Annotated in this window: 10 protein-coding genes and 2 pseudogenes; 2 read left to right on the forward strand and 10 right to left on the reverse strand. The window is 30.2% G+C overall.

The genetic code is table 11. From position 1 onward, the window contains the following. Positions 1-11: 11 nt before the first annotated feature. The 6 genes from DG046_RS02220 to DG046_RS02245 are packed head-to-tail and all read right to left on the reverse strand — an operon-like array spanning position 12 to position 4,944. Positions 12-1,604, reverse strand: a complete 1,593-nt coding sequence (locus DG046_RS02220; RefSeq protein ID WP_108830969.1) for an ATP-binding cassette domain-containing protein — start codon at positions 1,602-1,604, stop codon at positions 12-14. Positions 1,605-1,626: 22 nt separating this feature from the next. After that, a complete protein-coding gene (locus tag DG046_RS02225; protein ID WP_108830970.1) occupies positions 1,627-2,517 on the reverse strand; it encodes an ABC transporter ATP-binding protein in 891 nt (296 codons plus the stop codon). A gap of 8 nt (positions 2,518-2,525) precedes the next feature. Further along, the gene (locus DG046_RS02230; RefSeq protein ID WP_108831044.1) at positions 2,526-3,260 is read right to left on the reverse strand and encodes a hypothetical protein; all 735 of its coding nucleotides are present in this window, start codon (positions 3,258-3,260) and stop codon (positions 2,526-2,528) included. A gap of 7 nt (positions 3,261-3,267) precedes the next feature. Beyond that, positions 3,268-4,053, reverse strand: a complete 786-nt coding sequence (locus tag DG046_RS02235; RefSeq protein WP_108830971.1) for a DUF4097 family beta strand repeat-containing protein — start codon at positions 4,051-4,053, stop codon at positions 3,268-3,270. A gap of 14 nt (positions 4,054-4,067) precedes the next feature. Then, positions 4,068-4,604 carry a DUF1700 domain-containing protein gene (locus DG046_RS02240; RefSeq protein WP_108830972.1) on the reverse strand — a complete coding sequence of 179 codons (537 nt, stop codon included), beginning with the start codon at positions 4,602-4,604 and terminating at the stop codon, positions 4,068-4,070. Further along, on the reverse strand, positions 4,597-4,944 hold the full coding sequence (locus DG046_RS02245) for a PadR family transcriptional regulator (RefSeq protein WP_234411444.1): 348 nt from the start codon (positions 4,942-4,944) through the stop codon (positions 4,597-4,599). The genes DG046_RS02240 and DG046_RS02245 overlap by 8 nt, the downstream gene beginning before the upstream one ends. Positions 4,945-5,228: 284 nt before the next feature. Here DG046_RS02245 and lanKC point away from each other — a divergent pair, with 284 nt between their 5' ends. Beyond that, positions 5,229-7,781, forward strand: coding sequence for a class III lanthionine synthetase LanKC (gene lanKC / locus DG046_RS02250; protein ID WP_108830973.1), 2,553 nt, complete (start codon positions 5,229-5,231; stop codon positions 7,779-7,781). Positions 7,782-7,868: 87 nt separating this feature from the next. Beyond that, the gene (locus DG046_RS09705) at positions 7,869-7,991 is read left to right on the forward strand and encodes a class III lanthipeptide (protein WP_002838476.1); all 123 of its coding nucleotides are present in this window, start codon (positions 7,869-7,871) and stop codon (positions 7,989-7,991) included. A gap of 240 nt (positions 7,992-8,231) precedes the next feature. Here DG046_RS09705 and DG046_RS02255 read toward each other — a convergent pair whose 3' ends face one another. The 4 genes and pseudogenes from DG046_RS02255 to DG046_RS09990 form a co-directional block, all read right to left on the reverse strand. Beyond that, positions 8,232-8,888: a DNA-binding protein gene (locus tag DG046_RS02255; protein WP_108830974.1), complete on the reverse strand. Its 657-nt coding sequence runs from the start codon at positions 8,886-8,888 to the stop codon at positions 8,232-8,234. Between the two features lie 43 nt (positions 8,889-8,931). Continuing rightward, positions 8,932-10,305, reverse strand: a pseudogene (locus DG046_RS02260) (helicase-related protein); the annotation flags it as partial. An 88-nt stretch (positions 10,306-10,393) separates the two neighbouring features. Further along, a complete protein-coding gene (ltrA, locus tag DG046_RS02265; RefSeq protein ID WP_108830976.1) occupies positions 10,394-12,064 on the reverse strand; it encodes a group II intron reverse transcriptase/maturase in 1,671 nt (556 codons plus the stop codon). A gap of 576 nt (positions 12,065-12,640) precedes the next feature. Further along, positions 12,641-17,131 (reverse strand): annotated as a pseudogene (locus DG046_RS09990) (helicase-related protein); the annotation flags it as partial. Positions 17,132-18,533 lie beyond the last annotated feature (1,402 nt).

Below are 18,533 nucleotides of genomic sequence, written 5' to 3' on the forward strand. Positions count from 1 at the left end.
TTCCCATTTTTTTACAAAGTATATATGTTATCTGACAACATAGCTATATTATCATTTAGTCTATGAGTAATCATTACAACAGTTAAATTTGAATCTAAAAACAATTCTTTCTCTATATATTCTGAATTTTTAATATCCAAATTTGCTGTCCCTTCATCTATAAAAATCAAATCCCTTTCTGAGTATAATGCTCTTGCTAAACAAATTCTTTGAATTTGACCTGCTGAAAGGGTAAGATTGTTACTTTTCAGTTCTGTTTCCAAACCTCTAGGTAAATCTTTTATAAAATCTTCAATTTTTGTTCTTTTGATTACATTATAGAGTAGTTCAGCGTCATATTTTTTATCCAAAATGATATTGTTTCTTATACTCATATTAAATATATAATCATCCGAACTTACACATGCTATTGAATTTTTTATCAATTGGGACGATATTTCTTTATAATTTTTACCATCCCAAAATATATTCCCTTCATACGATAATAAATTAGAGGAAATTATTTTCATTAGCGTCGTTTTACCTGTTCCGCTCTCACCTATAACTATGTATTTTCCATTTTTTTTAATACATATGTCTGGAAAATTAATTTTCTCTTTATTATTGTAAGAATAAGATAGATTACTAGTTATAATTTTATCAGAAAATATCATCTCGCTTTTATCTACCTTTTTCACCTGTAAATCTAAGTCATATTTTCTTAATATAGATTTTGATAAAATATATTTAGAATAAACTTCTCCAAATGATTGCAATGAATTAAATAATTGATTTGATAAATTCCCTACTGAAATTATTATCCCATAGCTTACAATTTTATTATAAGCCAGCCATCCTGATATAAAAATTAATAAAACTTGACTAAATGTATTCAAAAAATTTATCAAAATCCATAATTTAGATAAATTTTTTTCTAATGTTATTTTATCATTTCCTAAGGAGATTGAATGATTTTTTATTACTCCTAACATTAATTTCAATGAAGAATAATTATTTAGTATATGACTCCCATTTATCATATTAAAAGAATTTGATTGCAACTCTTTATATTTTTCTGATACATTGTTGATTTCATCAGATATTTTATCATCAAAAAATTTAGGTATCACCAAAATAATTAAGCCTAACAATATAGATGTTAACACAATAATATAATGAAAACTAAACAATGCTAAACTTGAAAAAATTACTCCACTAAGTATTGAAACCAACTCAAAAAAACAACCTATCCCATCACTAATTATTTCTATATCATTTGTACATAAATTTACATATTCATCATAATTTACGAACTTATCTTGTTTTGAATTACTCGAAAATTCTGAAACCAGCTTCTTAATAGCAGCACTTCTCAGATCAGTACAAATTTTTTGTGTTAGAGTCTCTTCTTTAATTCTACGAATATAATTTGAGAATAAACCTGATATCCAAGCAATAAAAGACAATAAAATATAGTATAAAAATTGATAAAAATTCTGTTTTAATAAAAAATCAATACTTTTAGCTATTAACAATGCACCTACCGTACTAGCTAAAACAAAAAAACTAGATAACAATGTAAGAATAATTGTTTCTTTAATATTTTTTTTTAATATTTTTATCATCTTTATACCCCTACTAAAATAATTAGCTTATATTTCTTAAATAAAATTCTTCCAATGTCTCTTCTTTTCTAAAAATTTCATAGACTTTAATGCCATTATTAACTAATAGACTAACAAGCTCTGAACTGTCTTCTATATTTTCTTTAACTCGAATCCTGTCATTTTGAATATCAATTTTGGAGATTTCCTGTTCCTTTAATATTTCTACTGTTCTATCAATATCTGAAGTGCAGATTTCTATATAATTAAAATCTCTGTTATGCAAATCATCCAAACTTAATTTATCTATCACTTGACCGTCATTAATAATCGCTATTTTATTTACCAAGTTTTCCAACTCTGGAAGCACATGACTAGAAATAATAATAGTCACTCCATTTTCTTTATTTAGTCTTTTTAATAAGTCTCTTATTTCTACTATACCTTTAGGATCTATTCCATTAATAGGTTCATCTAAAATTAAAAGTTCTGGTTTTCCCAAAAGACATACAGACAAAGCTAATCTCTGCTTCATACCTACTGAATAGTTTTTAACTACCTTACCATCATCGTAGTTTAATCCAACTAATTCTAAAGATTTCTTTATAGTATTCTCATTAGTAATGCCTTTTTGAATTGCAAAATATCTCAAATTATCTCTAGCTGTCAAATTACCAAACAAAGTTGGATTTTCCAAAATTGCTCCAATTTTTTTTCTTCCTTCTGAAAGATTCTTTCCTCCAAACAATTCATAATCACCTTGAGTTTTCTCAGTAATTCCACAGAGAATTTTCATCAGCGTTGATTTTCCAGCACCATTTTTACCAATTATACCATAGATATCTCCTCTATTCACTATTAGCGAACAGTTATTTAAAGCGTATTTGTCATTATATTTTTTTGAAAGATTATCTGTTTTTACTATAGCATCCATAATCCACCTCAATTGATTTCTTTTCTACTAAATCTTACATATCCATTCATTAGATAAATTACAAAGACAAAAACAAAACTAATACCAGCTGTCTTCATAAAGCTATTTCCAATTTGCTCTGTAGCCAATCCTAAATCTAATAGCTTGAATGGTTGTATAAGAAGAAGGTTATTAAGTACATCGTAGATTTTTCCTTCAGTCATATACATTCCTATTTGAAAAACTGATGGGATTATAACAAAAGAAGTTGCAATGCCTAGAGCCACATTATTTAACAAATAAGTTAAACCCATGACACCATTGTTTACATTTATCATCAATATTATCATTCTAATCAAGAAAAAGACAAATCCGATATATGATCCTCCAGTGTAATCAGATCCCACTAGATTTTTTAATACACTGAATAATAAAATCAATCCTCCCATTATTACTATAGAAAAAAGAGTAAAAATTTGTAAAGTAATAAGGTCGCATACAAATATATGCTTTCTACTAAGCCCCATTGATAGTAGCTCTACTTTTATATCTTTTTTCTTAAAAATAGTCACGCTGAAAAAAATTGAAATTATAATACTAACAATCTTTAAAAAGGTTTCCATAGATTCAAAATATTCTCCCGAATTAGAGTCTATGGATGAATAAATCATACTTCCTAATAATATCAATGTAGTAGCAGCGATAAATTTAAGATAATTTCTTGTATGAAAAATTCTAAAAATCTCAGCTTTAATATATTTCATGATCTTTTCACCTCTCATTGATAAACTCAAATCTATTTAGTTTACCTTCTAATTTTATTTTATTGGGCGTATTTTGATTAAATATCTCATCATAATTTTTTAAACCAAGTTCGCCTTCAACAATAGAGAAATTCAATATATTATCTCCTTTAAACTCATTTTTTTCTCCAAAGATTCGAGATTTATTTAAATTTAGTTTACTATCACTAATATTTGTAGAACTCATACTTAAATCTGATAATTCTAAATCAAGATTTAATTTGTTAATCGTTGAATCAGTAAGATCAATATCAATTGCATTACCCTTAATGCCTACATTCTTAAGCGTTGCATTCTTAATACTTATTGAACCAACTTTATCATTTATAGAAATCTTATCTATGTTTTCGATAGGTCCTTCAATTACCAATTTCAATTTAGATGATTCTTCGTCTAGTATTCCTATTGGTTTTTGTTTTAATAGCTTGTTAGAGATACTAATTACGCCATTTTTTTCTTCGACCTCTATAGGACTCACATAGTCTGATTTTAAATTTTCAATCTCTACATTGTAATTTTCACTTGTATTGGATATTAACTCTATATTTGTAATATTTGTATCAATTTGTAATTCTTTGATTTTTTCAAATGTTTCTGTTCCTGTATAACTAGATGCCACTACAGGATCTAACCCATTTTTGTCAATATAATATTCATCTTCAGATAATTTTAGGTTCAGCTTTCCTCCCATATTGCATCCGACAAGAGTTAAAACCATACCTAATGCCAAGGTAATCCATAATTTCTTTTTCATATTAAAACCCCTTTCTAACTATTGATATTTCTTTCCTTGATTCTTTTTATTATTAATTTCCCAATTAGGTTAATTATTTCAATCAATATCCCTGTTGCCGAAATAACTAAAAGTATTACTCCCAGTAGCAAACATAAACTTGCTATCGAAAATCCACCTAAAAAGAAATTTTTTACTGTTCCAATAACCAATAAGATTACCGTGAAATAAGTAGCAGCTATTAAAAAAATAGCTGTAAATAACAAAGCCAAGAATACTACTAATCCTACCAAAATTGTTGGTAGTGATAAAATACTTAAGGTAATTATTGGTATCCCTTTAAAAATTTTCTTAATCGAACTGTTTTCATCTTCCCAGTTATCTATTTTCATAGATAAATTTAAATCCCTAGCAATTTTATTTACATCATATTGATTTGGTATTTGATCTTCATCCGCTAAATTCATTTCATCAAATAACTCTGAATAAAATAGAATTGCCTCTTCTCTTTCTTTGTTATCAAATTTCTTTAATTTTTTATCCAAAGTTTCTAAAAAAGATTTCCTAATCATCTCTACCCTCCTTACTTTTCATAATAAAATCATCTACTGTATTTTTATACTTCGACCAGCTTTCTAATTGCTTCTCCAATTCTTTTTTTCCATCATCCGTTAAAGTGTAATATCGCCTATTTCTTCCATTTATGGATTTATTATATGTTGCAAGATAATTGGATTTTTGCAACCTTCTTAATACTGGATAAACGGTAGATTCTGAAATATTAAATTCATCTGATAACTCTTGGGTCAACTTGTACCCATAGGTATCTTCTTTATCGATTGCTATTAAAACACATAGCTCTAAAACTCGAGTATCTATTTCAAACATCTGTATTGCATCATATCCTTTCAAAACTATTCCGTTTCATTTATTACAAAACCATATTTGTTAATGCTTTAAAATTTATTTAATTTTAGTTCTTTCTTTTTATAAACTATGACCTAATTATAAGTTTATCAACTAATCAACACAATACTATATGACGTATAATATTGATATTTATATTATATGAGGTATAATAATAAATGTCAAGATGTATGCCATTTAATTCTTGATATTAACATTTTTTTGAATATTGTTAATTACCATGTTATACTATAAATAGTAATACTAATATGTATTAAGGAGGTCGTTGTATGGATTTAAGATATTTTGAATATCTATTAGATGACGAAAAATACTATACAAAATTCACGGTAAACGATGTAGCTTTTACTCTACCCGAAATTTTTAAGAATAATTCAGATAAGTTTGATATTTATTATAGTGAAGATCTTCACTGGAAAGAAATTCGAATGAAATATCCCCATCTATTAACTCAGGGATGGAAAATACATATATCAGCGATATTATCAGAATCACAAGATATACTTAATATTGTATCAAAAATTTGTTTCAATTATAATGTCTCTTTTAAATTTGTAAGAACTCATGGTGAATTAAAGTTTAAGAATGTTAAATATGCTGATAGAAGTTCTTCTGGAAAGTTTATTACTATCTACCCTAACTCTGAAGAACAATTCATACTTTTGTTAGATATTCTACATAACTCTTTACTCGGATTTAAGAATGGTCCATATATCCTAACTGATAAAAGATGGAGAGACGGTAACGTGTATTTTCGTTATGGTGGATTCAAAACAATTAAGAAGGTAAATGATCAAAATAATTATTACATTTATACGCCTGAAGGCAATCTAATTGTAGATGATAGAGACCCTTATTATAAACTTCCTGATTTTATTAAAGAGCCATCTTTTATCCAAAAAATAGAAAATGAATATATTATTGACGATGAAGAATTATCTAATTTAAACAAGTATGAAATTATTGACGTTATACACTTTAGCAACGGTGGAGGTGTGTACTTAGCTAAAAGCATTAATAATCATAGTAAATGTATTATAAAAGAGGGCAGATTGTCAGCCGGGCTAGATGGAGAAAATATTGATGCATTTACAAGAATTAGTAGAGAGTTTAAATATCTCTCAAAATTATTTGATGTAAAAGGCGTAGTAGAACCTATAGAGTTTTTCAAAGAATGGGAAAACAATTACCTTGTAGAAAAATATATTGATGGCTATGTTTTAGATGACTGGATAAGGCTTAATTTCCCTTTTATTGCTGATTCTACAACAAGAAATTCATACGCTAATAGAATAATCAATATTCTTAATAAACTTTTGGACATAATAAATGAGATACACTCAAAAAATGTTGCTATAGGTGATTTACAACCAAATAATATAATAATAAATGATGAAGATGAAGTCACTATTATAGATTTAGAAGTTGCATCTGATGCAAACGCTGATAACTCTCTAAATATAAGAACTCCAGGATTTATGGATAAAAGAGCAAAGACATCTGAAGAAAATGATATTATTGCTTTAATTAACATTGCTTGGTATTGCTTTTTACCTATTGGTCCAATATCCAGCATTAATAAAACAATTATAGCAAATCATTTTAATCATATTAAAAAAACTTTTAGTCCCTCTATTTCTAATAAATTCTATGAGTACATCTATAAATGTTCCAACTTATTATCTTTTGGAGATGACTATATCAAACTCCTTACAGAAAATAATAATATTTTAGAGATTGGTATAAATAAAATTATGGAGATAAAAAATTCATTATTGTATACACTTGAACAAGATGCAAATTATAATTCTATAAAATTATTTCATGGAGATATTAGACAATACGAAACCGAATTAGGTATGTACAATTTTTTATATGGATCTTTTGGAAATATTTATACATTGTATAAATATAATAAACTAAATGATTCATCACTAGATTGGATTGATAAATTCTGTGATTTTAAAAAATATAATGACCTTGGATTGTTTACTGGAAAAGCAGGCATTGCCTCAATATTATATAATATTGATTTGAAAGAGAGTGCAAATAAATTATTTAAAGAAGTTACTGATGAACTAGATTTAAATAGTCCTGATATCACCCTATTATCAGGACTTTCTGGAATAGGACTTTCATTGATTGAATATTATAGAGTAACTAACGACTTAAACATTTTATATTTAGTTGAAGAAATCGGAAGAAAAATGATTCAAAACTTAACAGATAAATATTTTGAAATAGAACCTATAGATGATTTTTCTCCAATCGGTTTGTTAACAGGATGGACAAGTATATCATACTTTTTAATCAATCTATATAAATTAACAAATAGAGACATATACATTAATTATGCTCATGTTGCTATAAAAAAGGATCTTGCTAAATGTAAATTTGATGGTGCCTTATACACAGAATATAATTCAATCTTGTCACCATACTTGTTAGGTGGTTCTACTGGTATAGCTATTTGTATAAAAGAATTTCAAAAATTAGGCATTCATGATTATGATAATCAATTTGAACAAATACTAATAAATATTAATACTACAAATTTCTATGGAGTCGGTTTATTTAGAGGCGTTGGTAGTATGGTATTGTTATCCACATACGCAACAGATAATAAAACAACTTTAATAAATAAATCTTTATCTTTATTAGAATTGTTTTTATCCTATAATGATAATGAAATTTTAGTTCCTGGAGAATTTTCCTATAAATTCTCCAATGATGTTTTTTCTGGTACATCTGGTATTTTATTATTACTATATGACATCTTAAACAATACTACAGACACGTGGATTCCAACAATCAAACAATAATTACTTTGGTATAATACTTCATATGTCAGATAAATATTTATTTCTGATGTGTGATTTATTATAAATATTTTGAAAGGAGGATGCTTTATGTCAAAGAAGATTCTAGAGTTGCAAAAAATGCAATCAAAAAAAGCTGATAAAGTTGTATCTAGAAAATCTGGTACAAGTGGATCTTGTACACTTAAGAGCGCAATCAGCCTATTTTGCTAATTCTTTAAATAGCTGATTTATGAGTCTGTTTATTTATTTTTGAATAATTAAACAGAAAATACGAAACAGTTGCTATTATGTGTTGTAATTTAAGCACAAATATGGCAACTGTTTTGTTCTTTTGTTTGACACTCCTATAAATTATACGATAGCCATATTTTAAGTAATTACATTTACGATTGATAATATTATAATTGATTATTTGCAAAAAAATAAAGACAGTCCGAAGACTGCCGATATTTATCTTTCTGCACCTTTGCTATGGTCTTTCTTATTTAACTTAGCTTTGTCATCTGTCTTAAAGCTTTTTATTTGCCCTAATATGGACTTTTTATCCTTATCTTGACCCTTTACTTGTTCTTTTGCTTTTAAGAGCTTAGAAGACAAGATACGAACATTCTTATGTTCCTTTCCGTTGTAATCAATGCTTGTTTTTACTTGACCGAAGATTTTAACAAAATCTCCTTGTTTCAGGTTCTCTAAATCTTTTGTCTTATCTCCATAGGCTGAACAATTCGTATAAATTTTATTCCCATCGTCATCTTTTGAAACAAGAGAAAAATTACTTACTTTGAACTTTTCTCCATTAGCATTTTCTCGTTCAAGATTTTCTACTTTACCAGCTATATTACCCACGAGATTTATAAGATCATCTTTTTCTTCAATATCACTGACATTTTCAACAATCTTACCTTGTTCTTTCATATCATCAATCATATAGTCAAAGTCATCATTTAGTAGACCTGTTGTGTCATTGTTCATATATAAAACATAGACTTCTTCAAGTGCCTTTTCATCATTAACACCTTTTTCTATGCTCACAAGTGCTTTTATAAAATCCTTGTAGTTATCATTCATCATTTCTTGTAAGTTTTCTCTAATATCTTTGTATTCCATATTTTCCTCCTTGTATTAAATAAGGAGAACTTTTCGCCCTCCTCTATCTTTCTTGTCCTTTTTCATTTTTTTCTTGATTTTTATCTTTTTCTTCTTCTGATTTGAATTTGGATATTTGTCCCAATATTGATGGTTTCTCTTCCCTTGCGTGAAGATTATCCTCTACATCATAAGTTGATTCAAAGTAATCACTATCTTTAAAATCATTGTCATACCTACCTGGTATTCCATCATTGTCAAGATCTTTTGCCAGTGGATCATAGAAGTTTCCATCATCATCTATTTCTAATCCTAGAGCTTGTTTTAAATCTTCTTCATCTACTGATACCAGATCATCAAAACTAGACATCTTTATGGCTTCGGTCATATCTTTAATAGCTTGTGAATTAGATATATCTTCTTCTACAAAAGATTCTGTTCTAATAGCTACATCATCTACATACTGAGTCCATGTTTTTTCTTCCAAATTTACCTCATATTGGATAGAGTGCTTACCATCAGGTGTCTCTGTATAGGCAAGTCCTATATGACTTAAATCGGGGTATAGTTTGTCAAAATCTTCATAGCTATTAGATTCTGAAAACTCATAGTTAGAATAATCAACTATCGCCCTCTTTAAATCTTCTAATAGTGGTGACTCATTTTCTAATTCTTCCACTTCTCCCATATCTAAAAGTTTATTAATCTCAGCTAGTCTTAGTGTCTTTTCCCTTAATTCATCTGCTTTTTCAAATGGTTTAGTTAATTCTACTTTGGCATTTTCTAAAGATTCTTTATAATTTTCTAGGTTTTGATTTAACCTTTCAAGTCTTGAAGGTATTTTTTCAATGGCATTATCAAGCCTTGTTATATTACCATCAGTAGAGTTTGAAAACTCTCCGAAGTATTCTGCTTTTCCTAGGAGTTTAAAAGTGTGAGTATTAGTCATAAAGTTATACGAAACTTGTAAATCTAGATTTCTATATTTACCAATAACCTTGCTATCATTTATCTTTACTTTTTTTATTTCTTCTAATAATTTCTCTCCAGCTTCTTTCTTATCTAAAATTTTATTTTCACCAAGACTGATTGAAGTGAATTTGCTATCTCCTTCTCCTAATTTCTCAACATTTGCAATATCTTCTTTAACTGCTTGTATTTCCATTTCAGTTTTTAAAATACTTTGAGGATAAATTTTATTTACCTTATCTTCAAGCTTATATTTATTAGACTTGTAGTTTGCTTCAAGCATTTTTAGCTTTGTAACTTCGTTATCTAAATCCATTTTTTCTTTAATTAAAGGATTTCCAGTAGCTAAAGCCTTAATTTCTGAATAGGATAGACTTGCTTCATCAACATCTTCTGCAACACGCACAGGCGTCTTGCTTGTCATTATTTGGGATATGAATTTCTGCTTATTCTCTATCGTCTGGTCGAGTAGGTCGGGGATATTACTATCCCTTTCCCCTCTAAGAACCGTGCATGAGAGTTTCCCCTCACACGGCTCAAGTTTTTATAAGCCCTAATTAAAGAGCCAGCGTGTTTTCTTCATCATTTATATGCAATCTTCTATGACACCAAGGGTGTACTAAAGTTTTAAGGGTAATGTTATTTTGAATTGTTTGATGTACTCTAAAGTCTGTATCAATAGTTATTTTCTCTCCACAAACAGGGCATATTCCATTTTGCGTTTTATACAGTCTATTTATAACTGTACGTCCTTTAAGTTCGTTTCGTATTTTTAACTCTTCTCTTTCTTCAAAGTATATTTGCCAATTTTCATCAAATGGATTTGCTTCAGCTTGTATCTTGGTAAATCTTTTAATATCAGTGTCTGTAGCATATTTAAGACGAAGATAGTATTTCTCGCCATTTTCCATTCTGTCGCCAGTTGCTACACTGAAAGTCCAGGTTCTATTTCCAATGGTATGGAAGTATTTCTTAGCTATCCATTTTCTACCTTTCTTTGGGTGTCTACGAACGCACCAGGTCCACAAGCTCTTATATATTTCATAATCAAGTTTTTCAAAGGCTTTAGATGAAACATTATATTTCTGATAGTTTACCCAACCTATAATGATTGGATTTAATTTTCTAATCAAAATTTCTTGTTTCATTGACGGATTATCTTTTATGATTCGTCTGATTTTATCGACAATAGCCTTGAAGTTCTTATCAGATGGTTTTGTAAGCAACTTATCTTTATACATCCTAATATTAACTCCGAGAAAATCAAAACCATCATTTATGTGTGTTATGAGTGTCTTTTCCTCTGATAATTCTAAACCTCTTTCAGCCAAGAATTTTACAATGATTGGCTTTACACCATTTTTAAGCAATTCTGCACTTTCCCCTGTAACGATGAAATCATCTGCATATCTAACAAAGTTAACCTTTGGGAAATATGTTTTCTTATTTACTGTTCTTCTATGGTATTTCTCTTTGATTGCTTTTTCTAAACCATCTAATACCATATTGGAAATAATAGGTGATATTGGCGAGCCTTGTGGACTTCCTGTTTCTGTTGGAAATAGTTTTTGTTTTTCTATATATCCACACTCAAGCCAGAGTTTTAATAATTTCTTGTTCATTGGGATATTATTTAATATCCATTCATGACTTATATTATCAAAACAACCTTTTATATCTCCCTCAAGTACCCATTTTGCAGACTTCTTTTTATTGAGTGACGTAAAACACTGCTCGATAGCATCTTGTGTACATCTTTTTGCCCTAAATCCATAAGAATTAGGGTCAGCAGTAGTTTCTGCTATGGGTTCAAGTGCAAATTTATATAGGGTTTGCATTGCTCTATCTGTCATTGTAGGAATGCTGAGAGGTCTTTTCTTCCCGTTTTTCTTTGGTATATACACTCTTTTAAGAGGCTTAGGTTTATATCCTCTTAAATTTAACTTTTCTATCGCCTTATACTTTGCCTGTGGTGTTAGCCATAATTCGCCATCTACACCACTTGTTTTCTTGCCTTGATTTTCAGTTACCCTCTTAATAGCCAAGGCTTTTGCATAAAATGAAGTTGTGAGTAAATGTTGTAAAGATTTTACCTTTCCATATTTACTCATTTTCCACGCTTTCACAATACGCATTTGTAGTTTTTTAACATAGCTTTCTGCTAGAGAAAAATCTATACTTTCCCAGTCTTTAGCTCTGTTAGTAGTAGCACACATTTTACTGTTCATTTGCTTTCTCCTTTCAAAAATTCTACAAGTTCTCTTGTGATTAAAAACCAAATGGAAGTCTGCACTCTTTCAAGTTAGGGCAAATTTTGAACCCCTATCCATCTCATTACAAGATGGCATTCGCTTTTTCCATTCTCCTTTACCTGCACCATTATCAGCATTTCTTACGATTTGCCTTGCCTTTTGGCAATAGTACAGGCTTACCATGTTTCACTTAATTAACATTGATAACTTAGGCTCTACCTCTCTGCCGGTAGTCTTTTTGTCCGTGTAATCCCACTGTGGAAAGGATTATCCGACTACACACCATTTTGGTTCAGGCTTATCAGCAACTTTAGCCTGTTCACCTTAACGACATTTATCAGTAGTTCACATATGTTAGCCATATTATCAAGCCTCGCTCCCTAACCGCCTTGTTGCTGGCAGTTTCGGTATTCCCTCACGGTTTTACCTCAAGTAGGGCTACTTTAATATCGGCTTACCACACCTAAGTGCAGTCGATACTTGGCTCAACTAACGGAATAGTTGGTTTGGTCATTATGCCAAACAGTTAAATTAAGCGACTTCATGTCGCACCCACAAATAAGAATCAAATGTATTCTCTGTTACATATCTAAAGATATTGACTTTATCATTTTCATTACCTTGACGAACAATTCTACCACTTCTTTGCTCTAGGTCAGACGGTCTCCAAGGGACGTCTAAATCGTGTAAGGCTATTAGCTTATTTTGTACATTTGTACCTGCTCCCATTTTTTGAGTAGAGCCTAATAATACTCTTACTTCTCCTCTTCTTACCTTAGAGAACAATTCATCTTTTTGTTTGTCTGTATCTGCTTCGTGAATAAAGGCTATTTCTTCTTTAGGTATTCCCATATTCACTAGCTTATTTCTAATATCATCATAGATATTAAATTCTCCATCTCCTTTTGGTGTGGACATATCCGAAAACACTAATTGGGTCGATGAATTTTCTTTTGTCTTATCCCAGATCGAAAAGATATTTTTAACGCATACATTAACTTTTGAATTAGGATCATCGGGAAGTAGTGGATTTATTAATCTTTGGTCAAGGGCAAGTTTTTTACCATCATTTGTAATCTTTAACATATTGTCTTCTGTTGGCTCTACTTGGTTATTTCTAACCGCGTCAGCTCTTTCTGAAATAGCTTCTAATATTTCTTTTTGTTCCTCAGTAGGTTTTGTTTTAATAACTTCGAAGTTTGCTTCTGGTACTGGTAAATTTAACATATCTGAGGTCTTTATATCTGCTACTTCTTTAAACATGCTCATCAGTTCTGGCAAGTTATAAAACTTTGAAAATCTTGTCTTTTGCCTATATCCAGTGCCTTCTGGAGATAATTCAAAAGTATTTTCTGTTTCTCCAAAAGTAGAAGCCCAAGCGTCAAAATGTTCTAATCCCCTTGCCTTTAAATCGTCATATTGAAGGTATCTTTGCATGGTATAAAGCTCTGTCATTGAATTTGATATTGGTGTACCAGTAGCAAAAACAACTCCCTTTCCATCTGTCATTTCATCCATATACCTACATTTCATATACATATCCGAAGACTTAAAGGCTTCACTTTGACCGATACCAGCCACATTTCTCATCTTTGTATGCAAGAATAAGTTTTTGTAATTATGAGCTTCGTCTATAAATAACTTATCTACTCCTAGTTCTTCAAAGGTTATTACATCATCTTTTTTAAAGTCATCATTTAGTTTTTCAAGTCTAACCAAGAGTTTCTTCTTTGTTTTTTCCAGTTGTTTTACTGTAAAATTTTCTCCTCTATTTCTTTTGTTCTCATCAATAAAGGAAACTATATCATCTATTTGGTCTTGTATATGTCTTACCTGGTATTCCTTAGACATTGGTATTTTTTCAAATTGAGAGTGTCCTATGATGACCGCATCATATTCTCCTGTTGCAATCCTACCAATAAATCTTTTCCTATTTTTGGGTTGAAAGTCTTTTTTATCGGCCACCATAATATTTGCTGACGGATATAATTGCATAAACTCTCTACCAATTTGAGTGGTTAAATGGTTAGGAACTACAAATAATGACTTACTTGTAAGTCCTAACTTTTTAGATTCCATAGCAGAAGCTACCATTTCAAAAGTTTTTCCTGCTCCTACTACATGGGCAAGTAGTGTATTTCCACCATAAAGAGTCCTTGCTATGGCATTTTTTTGATGTTCTCGAAGTCTGATTTCAGTATTCATTCCATCAAAAGTTAAGTTAGAACCATCAAATTCTCTATTTCTAATTGAATTGAATTTTTCATTATAAATCTTCTCTAGCCTATATCTTCTATCAGGATCTTCAAATATCCAATTCTTAAATTCTTCTTTAATCAGTTCTTGCTTTTGGCTTGCAAGCATAGTTTCTTTTTTATTTAATACAGAAGTCTTAGAACCATCATCATTTATTACTTGGTCAAATACTTTTGTATCTTTTAGATTAAGAGCATTTTCAATTAACTTATAGGCATTAACTCTACTTGTACCATAAGTCATGTTAGCAAGGTCATTAGTTGAGTCAACACTTTTACCTTCAATGTTCCATTCACTTGTATGTGGTGAAAACCTAACATTTATATTCCACCTATCATAACCTGGTGTTTTTAAAAGGTTAAAAGTAAAGTCTTCTATATCTTTCTGAGGTATCCATGTTGCTCCTAACCTTACATTTATATCAGAAGCAGTGAGTTCTTCAGGCATAACTTCTTGTAATTTTTCTCTTTGATATTTGAGTTTGCCTAACTCGTTTAATAGTGTGTCTTTCTTTTCAGAAGGTGCTAAATCTATTACATTTTCAATTTCTCCGATATATGAATTGAGATAACCAATCTTTTCTCTGATATTACCACTTAAATATTCATCAGCCGATACATATGAAAAATGAAATGGATCGTCATTGTTAAAGTTTTCAAAGGGCATTCTGTTATTTATTAGGTCTGTATCCTTAATGTCTAAAAATATTTCGCCCTCAAGTTCAGCAATTAAGGTGTCCCTATCTTTACTTGTGATAGATTCCATATATTCAAAATCTACATATCCCTTTTGTGAAACAGATAAGACCAAAGCTTCAAGGGAAGTATCTACATGGTCTACTACTTTCGCCTTTGTGATTGTTCTTTTTGAGAATATATCACTCTTAGCTTTGAAATTATCCTCATCATCAAGTATTTCTATTGATGAAACCAAAGGAAAGTTTGAGTCTTCCTTTAAGGCTCTAGTATTTGATAAGGAGTTAATAAAGCCATGTTTCTTTGAAAAATTATCATAAACTTCATTTAACTTTGCTTGTGACTCTTTTATTTCTTCATTTGAAAAATCATCTTTTTGCTTTTCTATTACATCTTTTAAAGCATTCATTACATCAAGATAATCTTTTATCTTTTCTTTGTTTTTATCTGATATATCTTGCTTAATTAAGACTGAGTTTTCTCTTAGGTAGACCTCTTCGTCAATAATAGTGTAGGAAAAATTCTTAACATCGTCTGTTGCTGGAAGACTTAATTCTTCATCTTCCAATAGCTCGACTTCTTCATATTTTGAATTCGAAGATATTTCCTTACTTGAAAGATCCATTAAATCTTTTAACTTTTCATTTTCTTTTTCATCACAAGTAATAGTATTGCCAAATCTTCCAGATACTTCTTTCATATCCCCTAATACCATCTGAGGATTATCTACAAAGTATTTATTGTAGGTCAAACCCTTTTTATCAGTTGCAAGATGAATCCAATCATCATCTCTTTCTATAACTGAATCTCTCTTCTTTAAGAAAATAATATCTGAAGTAACTTCTGTACCAGCAAGACCTTTAAATGTTGTATTAGGTAGCCTCATAGCTCCTAAAAACTCACATCTTGCATTAATATATTTTCTAACAGATTCATCTTTTTTATCCATAGTTCCAGATGATGTTATGAAGGCTATAATTCCTCCATTCCTAACCTTATCTATTGACTTTGCAAAAAAATAATCGTGAATCAGAAAGTTATTTCTGTTATATTCACGATCGTTAACTTTAAAATCTCCAAAGGGAACATTTCCTATTACCAAGTCAAAGAAATTATTTGAGAAGTTTGTTTCTTCAAAGCCTTTAATTTGAATATTAGCTTCAGGATAAAGTTCTCTTGCTATTCTTCCGCTTAGACTATCTTTTTCTACTCCATAGACTTTAGAGCCTTGTATTTCATTTGGCATATTACCAATAAAATTACCGACTCCCGCAGATGGCTCAAGGATATTCCCAGTCTTAAAACCCATATCTGTCAGAGTTTTATATATTCCATCCATTACCTCTCTAGGTGTATAAAACGATGTTAAAGTAGACTCTTTAGCATTCAAATACTCATCATTTGTTAGATTTTCTTTTAAAATATTTCTTGCTTCAAGCCATTGCCCTCCCTTTTCTTCATCGAAGACATCGGCAAGACCTCCCCAACCTAGATAGTCAGCAAGGTAGGCTTGCTCATACTCTCTTGGACTCCTATTTTCATTTTCAAGTCTTTTTAGCATTTTAATAGCTTTTATATTTTTATCTAGTCTTTCTGATGGTGTTAGGTATTCTGAGTAGATATGAGTTTTCAAGTCATAATTTCTAGCAAAACTTAACCTTTCCTTATTAAGTTCATAGCCTAGATTCTTTAAATCTTCTTTACCTCTCAATAAGTTTTCGGCTGCTTCTCTTGGCACATTGTACCTATCCATCATTTGGTCAATTTCTGGATTGTGGGTATCAATAAAGCTTTCTTGCTCTACTTGTCTTTCAATTTGATTTTCATGGTCAGATAATTTGTATATCTCATAATTTCCACTATCTAAAAGGTCACCAATCTTTCTACTTTCTTCAAATGTTTCACCCTTACATAAAGGAAATTCTTCCCCATTAACTTCTACATAAGTTCCAGTTTCAATTAAATTAATTCCATCAAAGGTGTTCTCATCTTCTAAAATAAATTCTTTTCCAACCTTTACTGCTAATTTTTCTGATGTTTGACTTAGATTTTCAAAGATTTCTTCAAGGTATGAATCGTTTCTATATGGAATTACTTCCGAACCCCTAATCATACCTCCCATATACTCCATATTATCTCTTATGGTTACAGTTTTAAGTCCTTCACTTAGTTCATCAAAATCTGTAATGGTAAAGTCCTTGTCCTTATATCTAACCTGATCCCCTATCTTAAATTTAGGCTCTATCTTTTCCTTAATTTCTTCTTGTAAAGATTTTTCCTCGCTTAGTGCAACTTGCTCTTCTAAATATGAAAATTCACGCTCATTTACTTCTTCACCATCACCAAGGTCAATCCTATAGTGTTCGACAACTTCGCCATCTAAATAGTGGTCAAAATAGAATTTGAAATATCCGATATAATCATCAGTCATTTCTCCAAATTCATTTTCTCCAAGAGTTTGATTATGGTCTTTAACATCAATATCCTTTTGTCTTAGGATATTGATTAAGTCTTTAGTTACTATCTGCCCACTATAATCGGGAACTAATTCGTGATTTTCATTAAATTCTACAATCCAATAATCTTTTCTATTTTCATTTTTGCCATCAAAAAAAGAAGCTTCATCAGCTTCCTTTTTTTGACTTATTTCATTTTCTAAGCTTCCACGTATTTCTTGATTGCCATTTTCTTCACTGTTGCCATCAAGTTGTTCATCTGTCCTTGGTATTCCTCTGGATTCTCTCTCATCATCTTCTCTGTCAATCCTTGGGCTTTCATCATCTTGACTTTCTCTCTCTTGATAAAGTCCACTGCCTGATTCTGAATTTCCTTCAGATGGTTCAAAAGTGTTTTCTCCTCGTACATTTCCTGAAGTTTCTTCCAGTCCTCCATGTCCTCGCTCCCTACCAGGTAAGACAGTCTTAGAACTGCGTATGTTGGATTCGGAAATCTCTCCATAAATTCCAGATCCTTCTCCATCATGTCCAAGGTTTTCTCTTCGATCTTCATCGCTATTTCCTCTGTCGCTTCCATCTGTGAAAACTCGTCCATCTCTATTTCTTGACCTATCATCTCGTCTATATAAATCATCTTGACCTCCTCTATCTTCATTTGTATTTTCTATATCTCTATTATAGTCGGCATCGGCCCTTTCTGTCAGCAGCCTAGCACGATCCATTTCCTTAGATTTTTCTATTGTTCTATCTATAATATCTTCACTAACCCTTGATATTACAAGACCTATCTGTTCTAAAGAAATTGTATTAATCCTAGAAAAATTATTTTTTAAATTTTCCATATCCACAGGATAGACTGTATTAAACCTATTAGCTACCGCATAGGATATTGAGTCTCTCATAAACTTTTCAAAACTAAGTCTATCCTCTATATCTATTCTCAAATCAGCAAGAGCCAAGTTAATATATTCATCTCCATAAATTCGACTTAAAGAAAATATATTTTCATTGAGTGAATCACTAGCTTCAAATGAAGAA

The organism is Aedoeadaptatus coli (genome assembly GCF_900343085.1).
GTDB classification, from domain to species: domain Bacteria; phylum Bacillota; class Clostridia; order Tissierellales; family Peptoniphilaceae; genus Aedoeadaptatus; species Aedoeadaptatus coli.

Bases quoted from the DNA above. Each gene is read 5' to 3' on its own strand.
- DG046_RS02230 (WP_108831044.1), bottom strand. From the start codon at position 3,260: ATGAAATATATTAAAGCTGAGATTTTTAGAATTTTTCATACAAGAAAT.
- DG046_RS02255 (WP_108830974.1), bottom strand. From the start codon at position 8,888: ATGGAATACAAAGATATTAGAGAAAACTTACAAGAAATGATGAATGAT.
- lanKC (WP_108830973.1), top strand. From the start codon at position 5,229: ATGGATTTAAGATATTTTGAATATCTATTAGATGACGAAAAATACTAT.
- DG046_RS09705 (WP_002838476.1), top strand. From the start codon at position 7,869: ATGTCAAAGAAGATTCTAGAGTTGCAAAAAATGCAATCAAAAAAAGCT.
- DG046_RS02235 (WP_108830971.1), bottom strand. From the start codon at position 4,053: ATGAAAAAGAAATTATGGATTACCTTGGCATTAGGTATGGTTTTAACT.
- DG046_RS02240 (WP_108830972.1), bottom strand. From the start codon at position 4,604: ATGATTAGGAAATCTTTTTTAGAAACTTTGGATAAAAAATTAAAGAAA.
- ltrA (WP_108830976.1), bottom strand. From the start codon at position 12,064: ATGAACAGTAAAATGTGTGCTACTACTAACAGAGCTAAAGACTGGGAA.
- DG046_RS02225 (WP_108830970.1), bottom strand. From the start codon at position 2,517: ATGGATGCTATAGTAAAAACAGATAATCTTTCAAAAAAATATAATGAC.
- DG046_RS02220 (WP_108830969.1), bottom strand. From the start codon at position 1,604: ATGATAAAAATATTAAAAAAAAATATTAAAGAAACAATTATTCTTACA.